At 52.5% G+C, this 19,108-nt stretch carries 12 protein-coding genes and 1 pseudogene; 9 read left to right on the forward strand and 4 right to left on the reverse strand.

What is annotated here, in order from left to right; translation table 11 throughout:
- Positions 1-54 precede the first annotated feature (54 nt).
- Both nrdF and F456_RS0105620 read left to right on the forward strand, forming a co-directional pair.
- Positions 55-1,047 carry a class 1b ribonucleoside-diphosphate reductase subunit beta gene (gene nrdF / locus F456_RS21835; protein WP_018976023.1) on the forward strand — a complete coding sequence of 331 codons (993 nt, stop codon included), beginning with the start codon at positions 55-57 and terminating at the stop codon, positions 1,045-1,047.
- Between the two features lie 266 nt (positions 1,048-1,313).
- A complete protein-coding gene (locus F456_RS0105620; protein ID WP_018976024.1) occupies positions 1,314-2,258 on the forward strand; it encodes an NAD(P)-dependent alcohol dehydrogenase in 945 nt (314 codons plus the stop codon).
- Between the two features lie 187 nt (positions 2,259-2,445).
- Here F456_RS0105620 and F456_RS23465 read toward each other — a convergent pair whose 3' ends face one another.
- From F456_RS23465 to F456_RS0105635, 3 genes are all read right to left on the reverse strand, one after another.
- A complete protein-coding gene (locus tag F456_RS23465) occupies positions 2,446-5,925 on the reverse strand; it encodes a S8 family serine peptidase (RefSeq protein ID WP_018976025.1) in 3,480 nt (1,159 codons plus the stop codon).
- Positions 5,926-6,503: 578 nt separating this feature from the next.
- Positions 6,504-8,801: a YcdB/YcdC domain-containing protein gene (locus F456_RS0105630; protein ID WP_018976026.1), complete on the reverse strand. Its 2,298-nt coding sequence runs from the start codon at positions 8,799-8,801 to the stop codon at positions 6,504-6,506.
- Between the two features lie 324 nt (positions 8,802-9,125).
- Positions 9,126-9,809 carry a TIGR00266 family protein gene (locus tag F456_RS0105635; RefSeq protein ID WP_018976027.1) on the reverse strand — a complete coding sequence of 228 codons (684 nt, stop codon included), beginning with the start codon at positions 9,807-9,809 and terminating at the stop codon, positions 9,126-9,128.
- A 158-nt stretch (positions 9,810-9,967) separates the two neighbouring features.
- Here F456_RS0105635 and F456_RS0105640 point away from each other — a divergent pair, with 158 nt between their 5' ends.
- The 3 genes from F456_RS0105640 to F456_RS0105650 all read left to right on the forward strand — a co-directional run bounded on the left by F456_RS0105640 (position 9,968) and on the right by F456_RS0105650 (position 12,002).
- On the forward strand, positions 9,968-10,681 hold the full coding sequence (locus F456_RS0105640) for a peptidylprolyl isomerase (RefSeq protein ID WP_018976028.1): 714 nt from the start codon (positions 9,968-9,970) through the stop codon (positions 10,679-10,681).
- Complete coding sequence (locus tag F456_RS0105645) at positions 10,681-10,944, forward strand: YkgJ family cysteine cluster protein (protein WP_018976029.1); 264 nt, start codon at positions 10,681-10,683, stop codon at positions 10,942-10,944. The genes F456_RS0105640 and F456_RS0105645 overlap by 1 nt, the downstream gene beginning before the upstream one ends.
- A gap of 314 nt (positions 10,945-11,258) precedes the next feature.
- Entirely contained in the window at positions 11,259-12,002 is a 744-nt protein-coding gene (locus F456_RS0105650; protein WP_018976030.1) for a hypothetical protein, read from the forward strand.
- A 26-nt stretch (positions 12,003-12,028) separates the two neighbouring features.
- Here F456_RS0105650 and F456_RS0105655 read toward each other — a convergent pair whose 3' ends face one another.
- Entirely contained in the window at positions 12,029-12,745 is a 717-nt protein-coding gene (locus F456_RS0105655; RefSeq protein ID WP_018976031.1) for a metallophosphoesterase, read from the reverse strand.
- 295 nt (positions 12,746-13,040) lie between these two features.
- Here F456_RS0105655 and F456_RS0105660 point away from each other — a divergent pair, with 295 nt between their 5' ends.
- From F456_RS0105660 to F456_RS24235, 4 genes and pseudogenes are all read left to right on the forward strand, one after another.
- Positions 13,041-14,075: a LacI family DNA-binding transcriptional regulator gene (locus F456_RS0105660; protein WP_018976032.1), complete on the forward strand. Its 1,035-nt coding sequence runs from the start codon at positions 13,041-13,043 to the stop codon at positions 14,073-14,075.
- Positions 14,076-14,243: 168 nt separating this feature from the next.
- Positions 14,244-16,382, forward strand: a pseudogene (gene yicI / locus F456_RS21845) (alpha-xylosidase); the annotation flags it as partial.
- A 1,361-nt stretch (positions 16,383-17,743) separates the two neighbouring features.
- Positions 17,744-18,679 carry a prenyltransferase gene (locus F456_RS0105670; RefSeq protein WP_018976034.1) on the forward strand — a complete coding sequence of 312 codons (936 nt, stop codon included), beginning with the start codon at positions 17,744-17,746 and terminating at the stop codon, positions 18,677-18,679.
- A gap of 222 nt (positions 18,680-18,901) precedes the next feature.
- Entirely contained in the window at positions 18,902-19,054 is a 153-nt protein-coding gene (locus F456_RS24235; protein ID WP_018976035.1) for a hypothetical protein, read from the forward strand.
- Positions 19,055-19,108 lie beyond the last annotated feature (54 nt).

A 19,108-nucleotide genomic window follows, 5' to 3' on the forward strand; every position in this document is an offset into this window, starting at 1 on the left:
ATTCCTTTATTATATATTTCCCCACCTACTTCACACCGAAAGGGATGACTTAACATGATCAAAGCCGTCAACTGGAACCGCCCTGCCGATGACTTTACCCAGATGTTCTGGAATCAAAATATTATGCAGTTCTGGACCGATGAAGAAATTCCGCTGTCCGACGACAAAATGTCCTGGATTACACTGAACGAGGACGAGCAGGAAGCCTACATGCAGGTGCTCGGCGGATTGACACTGCTCGACACGGTACAAGGCGGAGTCGGCATGCCGCAAATTATGGAACATGTAGAGAACCTTCAGCGTAAAGCCGTACTGGCCTTCATGGGCATGATGGAACAGATCCACGCCAAGTCGTACAGCAGCATCTTCACGACGCTCGCTTCGACGGAAGAGATTGACAAAGTATTCCGCTGGGTCGAAGAGAATCCTCTCCTGCAGAAAAAGGCGGAAATCATCACTCGTTATTACCAGAACATCCAGACGCAAAAAGATCTGTATCTGGCTATGGGCGCTTCGGTTATGCTGGAAAGCTATCTGTTCTACAGCGGCTTCTTCTATCCGCTCTATCTGGCGGGACAAGGCAAAATGACAAGCAGCGGCGAGATCATCGACTTGATCCTGCGCGATGAGAGCATTCACGGCCTGTACGTCGGTGTACTGGCTCAAGAAATTCTGCGCGACCTCCCGGCATCGGAAGCCGAAGAGGCTACTAAAGAACTGTACGAACTGCTGCACACGCTGCAGGAGAACGAAGAGCAGTATACGGCTCAGCTGTACGCCAAGATCGGCATCAAGGAAGAAGTCGACAAGTTCGTACGCTACAATGCCAATAAAGCGATGATGAACCTCGGTCTGGAGCCTCAATTCGAAGAAGACGACGAAAGCATCAACCCGATCGTCCTCAACGGCCTGAAGACACAAACTAAGCAGCATGACTTCTTCTCCAAAAAAGGCAATGGCTACGTTCGTACAGTTCACGTAGAACCGCTGCGTGACGAAGACTTCTTGTTCGACACGGTGGAAGCACCGGTAACCAGCGGACTGTAAACGGTCCGACCTGCCTGCCCTATAACATCTATATAGCAGCCTTATAGCCTCTATATAGTAATAGTAGAAAAAATAAAGCTCTGCTCTGCGGACAGAAATCCGATTTTCGGATTTCATGTCACGGGCAGCGCTTTTTTTATTATGAGCAAAACTGGTGAACCGGTATGAAATGCCTTATAGTATTCGCGAGGTGCCGACCGGCCGAACGATTGCTGCTGTAATGACCTGTTTAAAAGACTTTATTCCTAAGAGACGAGGCGAAGTTCATGATGAAAGCCGCTGTCATACGCAAATATGGAGGTCCGGATGTATTTCGGATCGAAGAAGTCGAAGAACCCCGTCCGTCCGCAGGCGAGATCAAAATACGCCTGCAGGCAACATCTATAAATCCGATCGATTATAAAGTACGCAAAGGATACCTATTCTTTCTATCCGGATTTCGATTCCCCAAAATTCTATGTTCGGATTTCTCCGGAACCGTAGAAGAATGTGGAGCCGGCGTAACCGACTTCTCCCCCGGCGACGAAGTCTACGGATTTACGAACGGAGCCGCCAAGGGAGGCGGACTTGCGGAAGTGCTCTGCTGCAAAGCCTCGCTCGCCTCCAAGAAACCGGCTTCGCTGAACTTCGAAGAAGCTGCCGCTGTTCCGCTCGCCGCATCTACCGCTTACCAAGCGCTGACGCATGTGGGCGGATTGAAATCCGGCATGCGTGTACTTGTGACGGGTGCGACCGGCGGCGTCGGTCATTATGCCGTACAGTTGGCCTCTATCGCCGGTGCTCATGTGACGGGCGTCTGCCGCTCTTCCGGCGAAGCGACAGCCAAGTCGCTCGGCTGCGACGAAGTCATTGCTTACGACCGTGAAGACTTCCGCCGCAGCGGTCAGCATTTCGACTTGATCTTTGATGCGGCAGGCAAATACGGATTCGGAGACTGCCGCAGCCTGCTGACTGAACAGGGGACGTACGTAACGACCATACCCGGCCCTGCTTCTATGCTCCGACAAATTCTATCCGGCTCTAAAGGCCGAAAAGCACGTTTCATCGTCGCTAATTCCAACGATGAAGACCTGAGCCTGCTGCGCCAATGGTGCGAAGATGGACAGCTGAAGCCGATGATTGAAGCCGTATTCTCACTGGAAGAGACCCGACAGGCTTATGAGCTTGCCGAGTCGGGTAAGATCCGCGGGAAGGTGGTCATTCGGACATAGACATTGACAAGCGAATGAAAATCGGAGTCGGACAAGGCGCTTTTTGTCCAACACAAAAACCGCCTTCACGGCCCTAAGGACCGAGAAGGCGGTTCGGATGAAGCCTAGTACATGAAGCATAAAGCGTGAAGTGTAAGACATGGAGCATCAAGCATGAATGCCAAGACTTCCTTACAGAAATAGTCGATTATTTCTTCGGAGTACTCGGCAGCAGTGTTACTGGTACGATGAACGTCTCGTTGATTCTGGAGTTCTTCTTGTAAGAAGCGGTAACCGTCAGATTGACAACTGTTGGCTCTTTCGGCAGTCCACGCAGAGCACCCCTGCTGTTGATCAGATTCGGGTGGTCGCTATCTGTGACTTGGAACTTGACTTCGCTAGTCGAAGTTAGCTTCAGCACGTTAGGACCGATTCGAGTCGTATTGACGACTGCGGCTTCTTTGTCGAATGCCGCGATCGCTTCTTCAACCAGCAGGATTCGGCGTTCCGCGATACGGTAACTGGAATACGCGATATACTGGATCGGATTTCCATACTGATCGTTGGCAACCTGGCCGCTAGGCGTCAGTTGAACTGCCATGATCTCAAGCTGGTAGGTGCCTTCCGGCAGTTTGCCCAGCTTCATCGTTTTTTCATCGAGATAAGTGTCTCCGATCTTGTCGAACGTATAACGTCCCGGTTCCAGCAGACGCATGTTGCCTTGAGCGTCTTCATCGACAATTTGGCCAAGCAGGCCGATGTACTTGTCGTCGACACCGTATGCGGCAATCTGGATATAATTCACGTTATCTGCCGTCAAGGTGAAGGATACATCTGTTGTATCGCGCTGACCATCGCCATCAGGCGTAATAATGCGTTCTGTCAGCTCGATGTCCTGCAGACCGAAGCCATTGTCCGGACGTTCGTCACCAACATGCACCACGAACGGCAGGTGCAGGTCCGGCGATCCGGCGGACTGAAGCAGAACTTCACCTTCATACACGCCTTTGACTGCATTGGACGAAGGGGCAATTTCCAGTGCAAACGATGTCGGCGCTCCTGCGGATGCACTTACCGTGCTGCCCGCTCCAAGACCGGTCAAACGGGCCGAGATGTCACTTGTATCCGGTGTAGCGATCGGATTGGCAGGGTCAGAAGTCACGCTGTTATGCCAAACGACACTCGCCGTATACGAAACCGGCGCTCCCGATACGCTCTTCAACTGCAGTTCGCGGCTGCGTGCTTCTCCGCCTGCGCTTACGACACCGAACGATGTCGAGGAAGCGTAGTTTGTAACCGGAACCTCAATCAGATCGGTATTAAGAATACGGACTTCTTCAACAGCCTGCAGCAGTGCAGGTGCATTCAGCGCGTCCGCCACATAAGCGCGGCCGGCGCCCTGCGAGTACACATCGTACGGCGTGCCTTGTTCATTGACCAGAGTGTCTGCCGTATTGGCCAGTGCAGCCCGGACATCGTAAGGTGTCCATTCCGGATACTTCTGCTTCAGCAGCAGTGCGAGACCCGCAATATGTGGAGCCGCCATACTTGTGCCGCTCGAGCGGGAATAAGCTTCGTCATAAGTGACGCCTTCAATGAACTTGCCGTATTCCGGATAAGTCGACAGCAGATTGACACCCGGAGCCACTACATCCGGCTTAATGCTCAGATTCTCGTCGCTGTTAGGTCCGCGCGAGCTGAAACCTGCCATACGGTCACCAGCTACAATCTGGTTCGGATAGTCGGTACCGAATGTGATTGCAAACTCCGGCGTTTCCAGTTCCAATACCTGTCTGGCCAACTTGCGGCCTTCCGTACCGCTCATATCGAAGTACGGAACATAATCGAAGCTGTCACCGAGGAAGGCTAGCGAGCCGACCGGCGCGTCGCGTCCCGGAATCGATTCGGACAGATCCGCTTCGTTCGGGTTGCCCGGTTGAGTGTTGCCGTTGAAGATCACGATCGCTTTGGCACCGTGTGCCTCAGCACCGCGAACTTTTGCGTCAAATGTCAGACTACCGCGGGAAACGACTACAACCTTGCCCGTGACGTCAATGCCTTGGGCAGCCAGCTTGTCGTAATCCGCATCACTTCCAAGATTCGCATAAACGGCATCGTTCGGCTCTGTACCGAGCAGCTCGGCGAAGTTCTCCTGCCCTGTTCTCCAAGCCAAAATGTCGGTCGTATATGGACCATAGTCTCCATATACCGCCTGCGATACCGTATCGGCTGCAGCAGTCTCCGACTGAGATGCCGCCGCTTCTTCCGCAGCAGGTTCTTCCGCGGCAGGTTCTTCCGCAGCAGGTTCTTCAGAAGACTGTTCGGCAGCAGATTCTTCTGCTGCGTTCTCATCCGCAGCCGGAGCTTCAGGCTGAACCGCTTCGTCCGATAGAGCCGGAGTCTCTTCCGGTGTCTCTTCCACCGGCGGTGCTTCGACAGCTTCATTGCCTACGGAAGCTGAGAATGTGCCCATATAATGATTGCTTTCGCTTGTTACCGCACCGACCGAAATGGCCAGCTGCGAGGATGCCGGGGAACCCATAGAATAGTAATAATTCCCGTTGTTGGCTTCATTCCCGTTGGCGATGACCGCTGTAACACCGGACAGAACGGCATTATTGACTGCCACCGAGTCTGGTGAATTTGCATCCTTGTTCGATGCCGAGCCAAGCGACAGATTGATTACGTCCATGCCGTCTTTGACTGCACGCTCGATACCGTCGATAACCTGTGCGGAAGAACCCGAAGCTCGTCCTGTCTGCAGGTTGCGTCCGAGTACTTTGTACGCGTACAGATCTGCTTCGTACGCCACGCCTTTTTGGACCAATTCGGAAGTCGGGTTGGTTCCGCGTCCGACGATTGTACCGGCTACATGCGTACCATGGCTGGTGCCGGCATAAGTCGTTCCGTTGATCACGATCGGCGGCTCTTCATAAGGATCGTTATCCTGCGAGAAGGAGTCGTATCCGCCTTTATAAGCGTCCTTCAGATCCGGGTGTAGGTAATCGACGCCGGTATCGATAACGCCGACTTTCAAGCCTTTTCCAGTGAAACCTTCTGCCCAAGCTTTGTCGACACCCATCTGCTTCAGCGGCTGGATCTCGAAATTCGCTTCAGTCGAAGAATTGTTCTCATTGATCGGAATTTCATAATAAGTCTGGTTCTCATCAATGGAAATAACGCTCGGAATCGAGGCTAGCTTCGTCAGATCCTTCGCCGATACTGTCACTTCAAATCCGTTTAGGACCGTATCGTACTGATAGTTGACATCCAGGTTGATCCCCAGCGCTGCGGCCTGGTTAAGGAAAGAGGACTGTTCGCTGTCGACCAACTGCTGTGCCGAGGCAGCCGAGAAGCTTCTCAGTCCCGCCTCTTCTGCCGAAGATTCTGCGGCAGCTACAGGTTCCCGGCTGAGCTGTATAATTGCCCGCACTTTATGTAAAGATTCGGTGTTTAGCTTGGGTGAGATAATGGAAGCGGGATCACGGGTTTGAACAGCAAAAGCACTCATGGTTCCTTCTGTGGACGCGCCGTTCAAAGATTCTTCGGACAGCTGATAAGGTGCCAGCTCGCTCGGCGATTTGGTCGACTGGGCGGAGGCCATGCCCGGAAGCGCCGTTCCCAACGCCAACGCTAGACTAAGCGATACGCCGGATAATTTACGGAACAGATGCTGCTCTCTTTTCAAATGCAACTTCCCCTCTCTAATGGTTGAAATGTGAACAGGAATGTCCATCGCCAACACGGTTTTGTCAGGTAACTTCACAGAGAAACAAAAAACCGCTTCAAATACTGGCCTCCCTTCGTTTATTGTCAAAAAGCTTGCCACCTATGTTAACACCACTGTAAAAATTTGACCACTTGTAAATTTTTCGAAACAAGTGTTTCATTATTTAAAGAAGATGAAAATTGTCGAAATTTAACCTCCCTTCTTGCTTCTTTCCTGTAAAACTTTTCAGCATAAGCAAGCAAAAGTCTTAACAGTGTTATAGGTTTGTAAGGTCTGTATGATTAAGACTGATTCTTTAGTTCGATAAAGCCAACCTGCTTTTAAGAACAAGGACTTAATTTTTCGACAAAGTGCAGCCTATCGAAACAATGCTCAAGATCGTCCTTGAAAACATTTTAAACAGCACTTTGAAGAGCCGATTCAAGACGCTTTAAAGGCACTTTTAAGGCACTTTCAACAGCACAAAAAGACCCCACCTTGATGGCCGGGGTCTCAAACATATGGATAAACGAGATCATTCAAGCATCAGAATCGAATTACCATGAATTCCAGTTCATGAAGGTATCCGTCTTGCCCTGCAGTTCAGACAGCTGAAGCAGAACAACAGCTGCATCGGCTTTGGTGACAACTTGTTCCGGCAGGAAGCTGCCGTTGATAGGAGGAAGAAGTCCCAGCTTGATCGCCAGCACAGCATCACCTTTATTCACGATGGACTCAGCGTCAGCAATACCCGGCAGCTCGACAGTCGAATTGTAGTAAGAGGCCAGCTTGTCGTATTTCAGCACGCCCATTAACAGCTGGGCCAGCTCGTCGCGAGTCAGTTCCGCTTCCGGCCTGAAGTTCGACGACTGGTCCGGCTTCAGCCAACCTTGGCTGACCAGGAAGCCGATCGCCGATTGATCGGGACTATCCGCTTCTACATCTTTGAACAAGGACATGCCCGCATAGGAATTATAGGATACGTAATCCGGCTGCATAGCACGCGCCAACATATCGGCCCATTGAGCACGTGTCAGTCGGGCATCCGGATTGATATTGCCCGCTTCGTCAGGAATCAGTACACCATGGTCTACCATTTTTTCGAGTGCTGCCTCGTTCTTGTGTCCGGCGATATCCGATGCGGCGGTAGATGGACGCTGCTCTATGCCAAAGCCGTACAGCGTCTTCCATTTGCCATCGGAAGCATCCAGAATGTTGAAGTTTCCGAGCTGTCCGCCCGCTTTGAGCATTGGAACGTACGTCAGCTTCATTACGGAATCGACCTCGCCGGAAGGCCCGGAAGAACGGTCAAATCGGCTGTAATACAGCTGCAGCTCTGCCTCATCCAGAAACTTTTCTTTGGCATCGGCTGCGGAGATCTTGACCGTATCCGCGGACGGGAACGTTCCTTTCATCCCGGAGGATGGTGCAGTAAAGTAGTATTCTTTCAGCGTTCCCGCCTTGTCGATCGTTACGCTAGCCGTATCGCCTGCAACCGGAATACCGGATTCATAACGTTGGAAGGTGTAATTCAGAACCCAGTCACCGCTCTTCGGTACCGAGATCATCCGCCATTCTCCAGCGTTTGGCAGCAGTTTGCTCGCCCAAGCGGCTGCCTGCGATTGATTCGCTGCAGTCGGCTGTACATCTCCGTTATTCGACACATTTTGCTCGTAAGAGTAGTAATTGTACAGTTGGCCCGTTTCCGCATTCAACTGCGCATTGATATTCCCCGAGCTTCCTTTGGTCATCCGGTTCAGATCGAGCATCCAGACTTTCGTGTTCTTCTTCGGGTAATCCTGCGTATGGGTCTGCTGTCCGGTCAGCTTGTATCCGGCCGGGATTAAGCCCAGCTTCTCAAGCTGGCGCTGTGCAGCTTCTTCCGTCTTGAGCGGAGTCGGCACAAACGCGCTTCCGTTCTTGAGCGCTTCTCCTTCGGCACCGATAGCGGATGCATAGGCAAGGCCGGTAGTTGGATCCAGCTTCTGTCCGGTAGAGGCATCGATCGGAACTGTCGAAGCGGCATGCGGCACATAGCCCAGATAGTAACGGGAGGCGCTTCCTCCCCATCCGTTAACAGGAACATAAGAAAGCTCCATGTCGAAATCCGACTCGAACGATTGCTGTGCTTCGGCCTCCGAAACCTTCGGGGTTGCAGACGGATAAGACAGGTTATTCATGCTTCGACTGAAACCTGTGATCGAGCCGCTTGCGCCAATGGACACAAAGGCGGTCTCGCTCTGTGACGGTACACCGTTCACTTTGATCCGGAACGAGAAGGAGTAGCTGGAGCTGCCGAACAGAGGGGTCAGAGTACGGCCTCCTCCGTATCCGGCGGGTGCCGGGGAAGTCAGGTCTTCTGCCACAAAATCGGAAGCTTTTTTGTCCGGCATAGCACGACGCAGGAATGATTCGGCCTGCTCGGATGCCTGTTCGCGCGTTACTTTTGCCTCATTCTCTCCGGAAACCGGAAGATAAGCATCCAGCACGTTTCCGTTTACAGCGTCAACTGATACCGAAGCGGTGCCATTATCGCGGCTTGAGAGCGTATATGTAATTCTCCACGTTTTGCTGGCATTGCTCTCATTGTAATAGGCGCTGTAATCGACCGATGTTACCTTGGCGGGTGTCAATTCCGGGAACAGCTTCTGAGCGGTCGAAGCAGCGGCAACGGACGAGATTTTGGCTCCTTCCGGGATCGCGTTGGTCAGCGCCGATGCTGTAAAGTTTGTCGTCTCGCCGCTTTCCGCAGCGGATGCCTGCCCTGTCCATACAGGCGAGCACAGCATGGCTGCTGCCAGCACGGCTGCTGCCGTTCTTCGGGGAGCAGGGAATTCAAGTTTGATCCTTTTCATCGTTCATTCTCCTCTCGTTTGATCGTTCAATATGCGTGCAGTGACGGTTTGATTCATCCGATGACCGTTTGACCGGCCTGCCATCATCTTATCACCGGACCCCCAAAGAAAAGTAACGCTCAGGATACGAAAAAATGACAAAGCGAGCGTTTGCAGGGTTCACTTTTAAAACGAGTACAATGAAGGAAATGTTACCGTTAAATTCAAAAAAAACATAAAAAAAACCCGCCTTACGGCGAGCTTGAATTAGAATGCCTTCATTTGCTGCAAATCTTGTTCTTTCCCTTTAACTATGTACCTCTGCTTCAACTACGTGCTTCTGCTTTAACTGCGTCCCCCCGGGATATAAGGCCGAATCCATTCGCCGAACGATTTCGGACTGCGGGTCTGAATCAGCACAACGCCTTCTCCCCGGAAACGGCAGACAAGCCCTTCTCCGCTTGTAAAGCTGGACACCCAGCCTTTGGACGCTTTTTCGATCTCATAGTGCATATAATCCGGCCAGGCGACGAGATGACCATTGTCCACTACGACTTCCTGCCCTGCTTCCAGATTGATTGCATGAATCCCTCCGTAGGATGACAGAAATACCGTACCGCGCCCACTGATTTCGACAATAAAGAACCCTTCTCCCGACATCAGACCGCGGCCCAGATTCTGCATCTTCGTGTTCACTTGAATCCCTGAAGTCCCTGCAAGAAATCCGTCTTTTTGCACAAGCAGACTGTACGAACCGTCCAATTCGACCGCTTCAATCGCACCCGGACTGGAAGGAGCAAGCGTCGCTTCTCCATATCGTCCAACCGACAGCAGCTCCTGGAAAAAGAACGATTCGCCGCTGAGCATCCGACCCAGCCCTCGCATAATGCCGCCCTCTGTCGTACCGCGCAGCTCAATGTTCGGCGACATGGACACCATCGCGCCCGATTCGGCTTTGATGCTCTCGCCATTTTCAAGCTGAACTTGAAGCAGCGGAAATGCTCCCGGATACAAAATTTGATATTGCATGCTCTGATCGCCCCTCTTTTCTTCATACTCTTCCTTATAATCTTCTGTATTGTCTTCTTCATAGTAATGAGATTTTATCCGCTGCGCAATGCGGATGTCAGCTGTGATATAATCAGATGCAGCAAGATTTCATACTTTCAATCAAGGGGGCAACATCCATGTACAGAAACGGGAGAGCCGGACGCAGTGTGACGCTGGCCGCGCTCCTGATGCTGACGCTGATTCTGCTCGCCGCCTGCGGCTCCAAAACTCCGCAGCAGAGCGAGACGGCGACGGAAACAAAGACACAGACCGGGAATACCGGAACGCAGGCAGCAGGCGAGACACCTGCAGGCAGCAAAGACAATCCGATCGTAACAATCGAAATGGACAACGGAGGCATCATCAAGTTGGAACTGTATCCAGAGATCGCTCCTAATACGGTCAACAACTTTATCTCTCTGGTCAAGTCGGGATTCTACGACGGGCTGACCTTCCACCGTATCGTCCCGGGCTTCGTCATTCAGGGCGGCGACCCGAACGCTGATGGCAGCGGCGGACCGGATTACGCGATCAAGGGTGAGTTTACCTCCAACGGCTTCAACAATACGCTCAAACACACTACCGGCGTACTGTCGATGGCCCGGACAGGCGCTCCGGATTCCGCCGGCTCGCAGTTCTTCATTATGCTGGCCGATCAGCCGAGTCTTGATCAACAGTATGCCGCTTTTGGCAAAGTTGCTGATACAGCCAGCATGGACGTGGTGAATGCGATCGCCGCTCTGCCGACGGATGGCAAAGAAAAGCCAGTATCTCCCGAAGGCGCAACGATGAAAAAGGTTACGGTCGATACTCTGGGCAAAGAGTATCCGGAACCGGAGAAAATTCAATAATGGAAGCCTTTGAATGCCGTCCCGACTGCGGCGCATGCTGCACGGCAGTCTCGATCGCTTCGCCCATTCCGGGCATGCCGAACGGCAAGCCTGCGGGGGTACCGTGCGTACAGCTCAACGAACGCAAGCGCTGCAAGCTGTTCGGAAGCCCCGAGCGACCGAGCGTATGCGGAGGCCTGCCTCCTTCGCTTGAAATGTGCGGCTCTTCCGCCGAGGAAGCTTTCGCCTACCTCGAATGGCTGGAACGCGAGACAACACCTTGACTGAACTAGACAGCACCCCAACCGAACAAGTCAAAGCGGCGGAACCGCCGGACGCTCAATACGCGCCCGGCGGTTTTTCGCATCCGGTGCTTTTCAAGCTTATGCTCTTCCAGAGTTATCTGCTCACCCGATCCTTTTCTCACGTAGGCTCTTCTCGCTTGGGCTCTTCTCACTTAATAATACTGTTCATTCTAGTGGTATTCCGTTTCCTAGCAGTTACCCGTCGTGTGACCGGCCGCGCCAAATCGGTTATAGTTAACACATACATAGGACCTATCGGAGCCGGAAAGTCCATACCGGAAAGGAAGATCGCAATGTCTGTAACTAAGCTGCAAAAAAATAAACGCCTCTATGCGCTGATTGTGCCGATAGTGCTGTGCCTCCTGCTCAGCGCCTGCGCCCAGGGAGTCGTCGATGTCACCGTCAATACCGATGGTACCGCCGATATCCGCATGGACGCCGCAATTGACAACTCAGCGCTGAATACGCTCGGGCAGGGCGACCTGTTTGAGAAAATCGCTGCCGGTCTGCGTGAACAGGGAATAGACGCTCAGGCCGTGAACAAAGACGATCAGACCCTTCTTACCGCTTCGAAAAAAGTAGAACTGAGCGGCAGTGAAATCCCGGAACTGCCGGACGGGATCACCCTGCAAAATCGCAGAGAAGATGGCCTGTTCTCGACGACCTATCATATCGTCGTCACGGCCAACCCGCCGCAGCTGTTCCCGAATGAAAGTTCGTCACTCACCGGATTTATCGGTTCTCGACTGCTGGGCCGCTTCATCAATCGGGAATTCGACTTCGACTTCAAGCTTAATCTACCGATCAAGCCGGATGCTCATAACGCCGACGAGATCTCCGCCAACGGCCGTTCGATGACCTGGCATCTCTCCCCAACCCGCGAAAACCGGATCGAACTGAGCGTCACCGTTCCGGACGTTAAACGGATCATCTATACGGCCTCCGGAGCGCTGATCGTCATCATCGGTATTGTGGCCTTCCTGCTTCTCCGCCGGAAGCGCCGCCAAAAAGCTCAAACCGACACGACACCTTCATAAAATGAAAAGGCTGACGGAAAATTCCGTCAGCCTTTTTGCCATGTTAGCTGGCGCCGCGTTACTTTGCCGCTGCCGCAGTTGTATACCGCATACTCCCCGCCTGTCAGATCCACCAGCGAAAGACTGCGCGATTCCTCAATCCCATACGTATGCGAACCGAGATCGCAGTTCAACCTCGCTCCATCAAAGCAGATAAACTCGCAGGGTGTGTGCCCATGAACAACCGTTCTGCCGTCTGTCGCCTGCAGAACCGACTCGGGCGGATAATCGTAAAATTCATTCTCCGACATCCACAAAATATCCCGGCTCTGCCCATGCAGCGGTTGGTCGGGAATAAATCCGGCATGCGTGTAGACGTATTCGTCGTCCTCGGCCATGATCGGCAGCGTCAGCAGCCAGTCCAGATTCTCACGGCTTTCCTCATCGTCCTCGAATGTACGCTCGAAGCTTGCCAGCGCCTCTGCTCCACCGTGAATAAGCCATATATTCGATTTATCCGCCCGATACCAACGCAGCATCTCTTCATGGTTGCCAGCCAGCACCGTTACCCGATCCGGATGCATCCGCTGCAGCGTGCGCAGATAGCGAACCACAAGCGCACTGTCGGGCCCTCGGTCGATGAGATCGCCGCCGACCGTCAGCCGATCTGTAAAAGCATCATAATCCATCTCCCGCAGCAGTTCGATCAGCCCGCGATATTCGCCGTGGATATCGGTAACGAACAATTTGCGCGGTTCGTTCATTGTCTTCCCCCTTCGCCTGTTTACCGTAAAAGCTCTCTTTCCATTGTAGCCGCAGACGCTCCCGGCGTCCAAATCGGAAGACTGAATACTAAACCCGCCTTTCATTCCTAACGATCAAGCCCATTTCACAGATAAAATGATATATTCCCTCAAATCGACGAATATATGCCATCATTTCGTTGACACTCCAAATCGAATAGTCTATCATTCTCGGCGAATAGGGAAGCGATTACATCATGAATATTCCTTCGCTGTTCTCTTACTTCTGACTATCTTACATAAAGGATACGATGCCATGAAATCAAATAGACGCTTAACCGTGAAAGAAATCGCCAAGGAGGTTGGTCTGTCTGCAGCCACCGTAGACCGTGTGCTGAACAATCGGGGCAAGGTCAAGCCGGAAACCGTGCAGCTTGTGACGGATAAGGTCCGCGAAATGGAAAATGCCTCCGACCATTCGGCGAATGCCCTGCCAAAAAGCCGCAGCATTTCGCTTGCCGTCGCTTTCCCCGAGCTGCCGGAATATTTCTGGAGCCAAGTAGAGACCGGCATTGACGCCGCTGTTCACGAATTCCGGGAATTGGGTCTTCATGTACATACGATACGTTCCAAAGATTACGATCTTACCGACCAAAAAAATACGATGCTTCAATTGATCGAATCCGGCGAATACGATGCAATAGCCATTTCGCCCAATGATCCGCAGGAAATGACAGACGTCATCGACCATGCAGTAAGCCGAAATCTGACCGTAGGCACTTTTAACAGTGATTCTCCGCTCAGTTCCCGGCTTTTCTATGTAGGATGCGATTATCGGGTTGCCGGTCGTTTGGCCGCTGATACGCTGTGCCGATTCATCGGGCGGCAGGGACGAATTGGCCTGATCATGTCGTATACCAATTTTCAGATGCAGCAAAAAGTCACCGGATTCCGTGAAGTCATCGGCAGCTGTCCGCTTGTGGAGCTTCGGGCGCCGCTTAAGGTCGAGCAGGAAGAATATACGTCGTTCGAGACATTTGCCGATTATTTTGACGGACTGGACGGCATCTATGTAGCCAGTGCCAAGCTGCATGTTATTGCTCGGCATCTTGAAGCGGCAGGCCTTGCAGGACATGTAGCGCTGATCGGGCATGATATGAATGAGGAGATTCACGAAGCTCTGCAGCAGGACATCGTTACGGCGACAATCTGCCAGAATCCGTTTAACCAAGGTTATCTGATTATCAAGTTGATGTTCGAATATCTTTCTTCCCGAAAGCTGCCCGCAGTGAAGGAAAAAATGATGAAACTTGAGCTTGTGACGAAAGAGAATGCGCAATACTATATTTGAACGTATAGGCTTGACTGAGTTGTTGGCAGAGGGAGTGCCGCACATGTCGGAAACTCTCCTTTTTAGCGCGAAATGATGGATGTACGTCATTATCGAATGGACGTCTTTCGTCATTCACATCAATCATTCACATTAATCATTCTCATCAACATCCGGGAGGGAACCCGAATGAAATTCACCGACGGCTACTGGCACATGAGACCCGGCATAACGCTGAATTATCCGGTGGAAGTGCGCGATCTGCATGTGCAGCAGGATGGGATCGAAGCATTCGCTGCCTGCAAAAAGATTGTTACCCGCGGAGACACGCTCAATACGGCTATCCTCACTTTCCGCTATTCTTCTCCGATGCCCGACGTGATCTGCGTGGAATCGGTGCATCACGAGGGGAAGCGGATAATCGGACCCCATTTTGACAAAAATATTGATGCCGATACACAGCCGATCGTAACGGAAGACGACGAGGCAGCAGTGCTGACCAGCGGAAACTTGAGCGTGCGTATCGATAAAAATAATGGTTGGAGCACTCACTTCTACTACCGGGATCGGCGGCTGACAGGCAGCGGCTTCAAAAGCCCGGGACACCTCAAAACGGCGGATGGAAGTTATATGCGCGAACAGCTTGATCTTGGCGTCGGTGAGCGCATCTACGGGCTTGGCGAACGCTTCACTCCTTTTGTCAAAAACGGCCAGGTGGTCGATCTATGGAACGAAGACGGCGGGACGTGCAGCGAGCAGGCGTACAAAAACGTCCCGTTCTATCTGTCGAGCTTTGGCTACGGCGTGTTCGTCGATCATCCGGAAAAAGTATCGTACGAGGTCGGTTCGGAACAGGTGGAAAAAGTACAGTTCAGCGTTCCCGGCGAGCGGCTGCGCTATTATATCGTCGGCGGCGACACGCTGAAAGAAGTATTGAAAAACTACACGGCACTGACCGGACGCCCCGCTCTGCCTCCCGCTTGGTCATACGGCCTGTGGCTGAGCACTTCGTTCACGACTCCTTATGACGAAGATACGGTCAATCACTTTGTTGACGGCATGTTTGAGCGGCATATTCCGGTGCATGTGTTCCACTTCGACTGCTTCTGGATGAAGGAATTCCAGTGGTGCGATTTCCGCTGGGATACCGAGCAGTTCCCGGATCCTCAAGGCATGCTGGATCGGCTCAAAGCCAAAGGCATGCATATCTGCGTATGGATCAATTCCTATATCGGGCAGAAGTCGTACTTGTTCCGGGAAGGGATGGAGAACGGCTATCTGGTCAAAACGACCGAAGGCGACGTATGGCAGTGGGATCGTTGGCAGGGCGGGATGGGGCTAGTGGACTTTACGAATCCGGAAGCGGCGGAATGGTTCAAGTCCAAGCTTCGCCCCTTGATCGAAATGGGCGTAGACAGCTTCAAAACGGACTTTGGCGAACGGATCCCGACAGAAGGCATTGTCTACCATGATGGCTCCGATCCGGTGAAAATGCATAATTACTATACACTGCTGTACAACAAAGCCGTATTTGAAGTGCTGGAAGAGGTCAAAGGACGCGACCAGGCTCTCGTATTCGCCCGTTCGGCAGCGGCAGGCGGCCAACAGTTCCCCGTACACTGGGGCGGAGACTGCACAGCCTCCTACGTCTCGATGGCCGAAAGCCTGCGCGGCGGATTGTCGCTTGGCCTATGCGGGTTCGGATTCTGGAGTCATGATATTAGCGGCTTCGAGAACACGGCTTCGCCGGACATCTACAAGCGCTGGAGTGCATTCGGCCTACTGTCTTCGCACAGCCGATTGCACGGCAGCCAGTCGTACCGGGTACCGTGGCTGTTTGACGAAGAGGCGAGTGAAGTGCTGCGGCACTTCACCGCTCTCAAAATGCGCCTGATGCCGTATCTCTTCGCGGCTTCGATCGAAGCGGCGGAGAGCGGCCTGCCGATGATGCGGGCCATGCTGCTGGAATTCGGCGAAGATCCGGCATGCGAGGAATTGGACCGCCAATACATGCTGGGCGGCTCGCTGCTCGCAGCGCCGATCTTCAACGAGCGCGGCGAAGCGCTCTATTATTTGCCGGAAGGCCGCTGGACCCACCTGCTCAGCGGCGAAGAAGTTCAGGGCGGACGCTGGCGGCGCGAACAGTACGATTATTTCAGTCTGCCGTTATTCGTACGGCCGAACAGTCTGCTGGCGCTTGGCGCGGATCATTCGCGTCCGGATTATGACTATGTCGACGGTGCGGAGCTGCATCTGTTCGCACTGGAGGATGGCCGCGAGGCACGCGCGGAGATTTATGCGGTGTCCGGAAGCGAGGCCGTGACGCTTGGCGATCCCGAGAGTCAGGGCGCGGAGCGGAACGCACGGGAGGCGGATCAGGGCGCGGAGCAGAACCTATGGGAGACGGGCCGGAGCGCGGACTGGGACGCGGATCAGGACATCCGAAGCACGGACCGGGACCGGGGCACGGACTGGGACGCGGACCTTGACGTTCAGGACGCGGAACGGGACGCATGGAATGTGGACCGAGACATAGGCCGGGGAGCCGACGCAGCTTCGAAGAAGCGACAGCCTGAATTGTCCGTCGCCGTACGACGCGACGGGCGAGTATTAACGGTAACCTCGACGATGGCAGATGCAGCTTCGCTTCCGCGGGTAGAGACTTCTGCGTCTTCGGCGGCAAATGCATTCCCGCTTCCACCGGTAGAGACTTCTTCATCTTCGGCGGCAGACACATTCCCGCTTTCGCCGGTAGAGACTTCTTCGTCTTCGGCGGCAGACACATCCCCGCTTTCGCCGGTAGAGACTTCTTCGTCTTCGGTAGAAGGCGCATCCCCAGGTTTTGAGGCCGCAATGTCTCGACGCCCTTGGACGCTTGTGCTTCGGGGAATCGGCTCTATCGAATCCGCCGATGGAGCAGAGTTTACTGTCACTGAGCAGGGCGTCATGCTGACACCGGACAGAAACGGCTCATTTACCATTACACTGAACCGCCGTTAAGTCGAGCGGCCTGTCTCCAATAGACGGGCCGCTTTTTTTCGCCTCGACCTCCTGCTTTCCAGCCCGGCTGCTCCGCAGAAATTATTCGCCTGTTTGTTAACCTTACTAGGGCATGTACGCAAACTCATCAACTTTTTCGAATAGAAGATGCTTTCAACACCCAGGTCTGGTTTCCAAATTCAAATGAAGTCTTTGAACGTAAATACGAAGCCAATTATTGGTTCGCGTATATGCCGTAATGGAACGCGTCCCATAAGAAATGCTGAATAAGACGCGTTCAACAAGAAACGATGAATAGGATACTTCTAATAAAAAGCGTCTAATAAGATTCCATCAATAAGATTTAAGGTAAGGCCCAATAAGTGCTTATATGCAATTATTTTCCGCAAAAGCTCACCTAATCGTACAATAAGTGCGTAGGTGCAACTATTTCACATAAAAGTAAGGTTAGAAACGCGAAAACGCTGAAATAAGTGTATGGGAGCACTTATTTCAGCGAAAGTTAAAAATGTGAGAAAAATAAGTGTATAAGCGCACTTATTTTCTTTCCCCCTATTACACCTTCAATAAACTCTTTTGGATTTTGTGGAAACAGGTTTGCATACAGGCCCTAAACGTTTAAGTTTAAAATATTGCGGGGTTCGCTGCACGCGTACTCCATTCTACTCCACTCGAAAGAAGGCGAGATTTTGTCCAATGTCATTCTGCGGCTCAAGCAGTTCACTCAGGCTTCCCGCATGCTGTTTCTTCCGATCATGGTCATCTGCATTGCACTCGGGACTCTGGCAGCTTATTTATGGAACGACGTTTTTCATCCCGTCTTATTCCTGATCGCGCTGATCGGCTCCTGTGCCGCGCATCTATTCTCTACCATGTTCAATGACTTCTGGGACTACCTCAGCGGCGCGGATGTGGCAGCCTACGAAACAGAAGATACGGCTTCGACCGATTCCGGCTTTCTGACCCAGAAAATCTGGAGTCTGCCGGTATTCCTTGGCGTAACTCTTCTGATGGGAGGAATAGCGGCTCTCAGCGGATTGATCCTGTTCCTGACCAGCGGTTGGGGAGTCATTCCGCTGTGCGTCATAGGTGGATTTCTTGCCTTCTTCTATGTGGCGCCTCCGGTACGTTTCGGTTACTGGGGTCTTGGCACAAGCGAATTGGCGCATGTGATCTGCTTCGGCGTTCTGCCGGTCATGGGCGCTTTTTATGTCCAAACCTCGCATTTTGACTGGAAGCTGCTGCCGCTATCGCTGCCGATCGGCCTGCTGACGACGCTTGTTTTTTTCAACCATCATTTCCTGCATTGGAAAACGGATCGTCAGGTCGGAAAACGCACGCTCGTCGTTTCGCTCGGCGAATCGAGATCGTTCCGCCTTTCGACCGTCATCTTCCTGCTCGTCTGTCTGAGCGTGATTGTCTGCGTGCTGACGAATACGCTGCCGGTGTACGCACTGCTTGCCTTGATTACGGCCTGGCCGCTTATCCGGATGTACCGCAGCATGCGAAGCGAACGCAATCTGCAGTCCTACAAATCGCTTATGGCCATGTCCATGACAATGACGATTCGCTGCGGAGCGATCCTGATTGCAGCGATGTTCGTGCAGGGCTTCAGTCCTTTTTAACAAAGTCGGAATCAGGTTCTGATACATTCCGATTTTTCCGTCTTCCTACCGCCTTAGGGCGGTTTTTTTGCGTTTTATCGATTTTTCGAAGCAAGATTACCCCATGAAATTTGGAAAGATCAAGCAAAAAGAAAAGGAAATTATAGCCTTAACGGCAAACCTGTTTTAAAATAGAAAAAACAAAAGAAATATAATTGTCATTTTCAGAAAAGGAGGTCTAACATGCCTGACCGCAACAAAAATAAGTGGCTGTTGGCAATGGCCGCTGCGCTGCTGCTGACGAGCGCTTGGACGTGGAGTCACGGAGCCGCTTCACTGGCCAGCCACAGTACACCCGCACCGTCGTCTTCGTCGGTCCTGACGTTTCTCGACTGATCCTGCGGACAATCGCGGATTTTCTTCGCCTACATAATTCAACATCCTATGTTG

Origin of the sequence: Saccharibacillus kuerlensis DSM 22868, assembly GCF_000378145.1 — a bacterium.
Classification (GTDB): Bacteria; Bacillota; Bacilli; order Paenibacillales; family Paenibacillaceae; genus Saccharibacillus; species Saccharibacillus kuerlensis.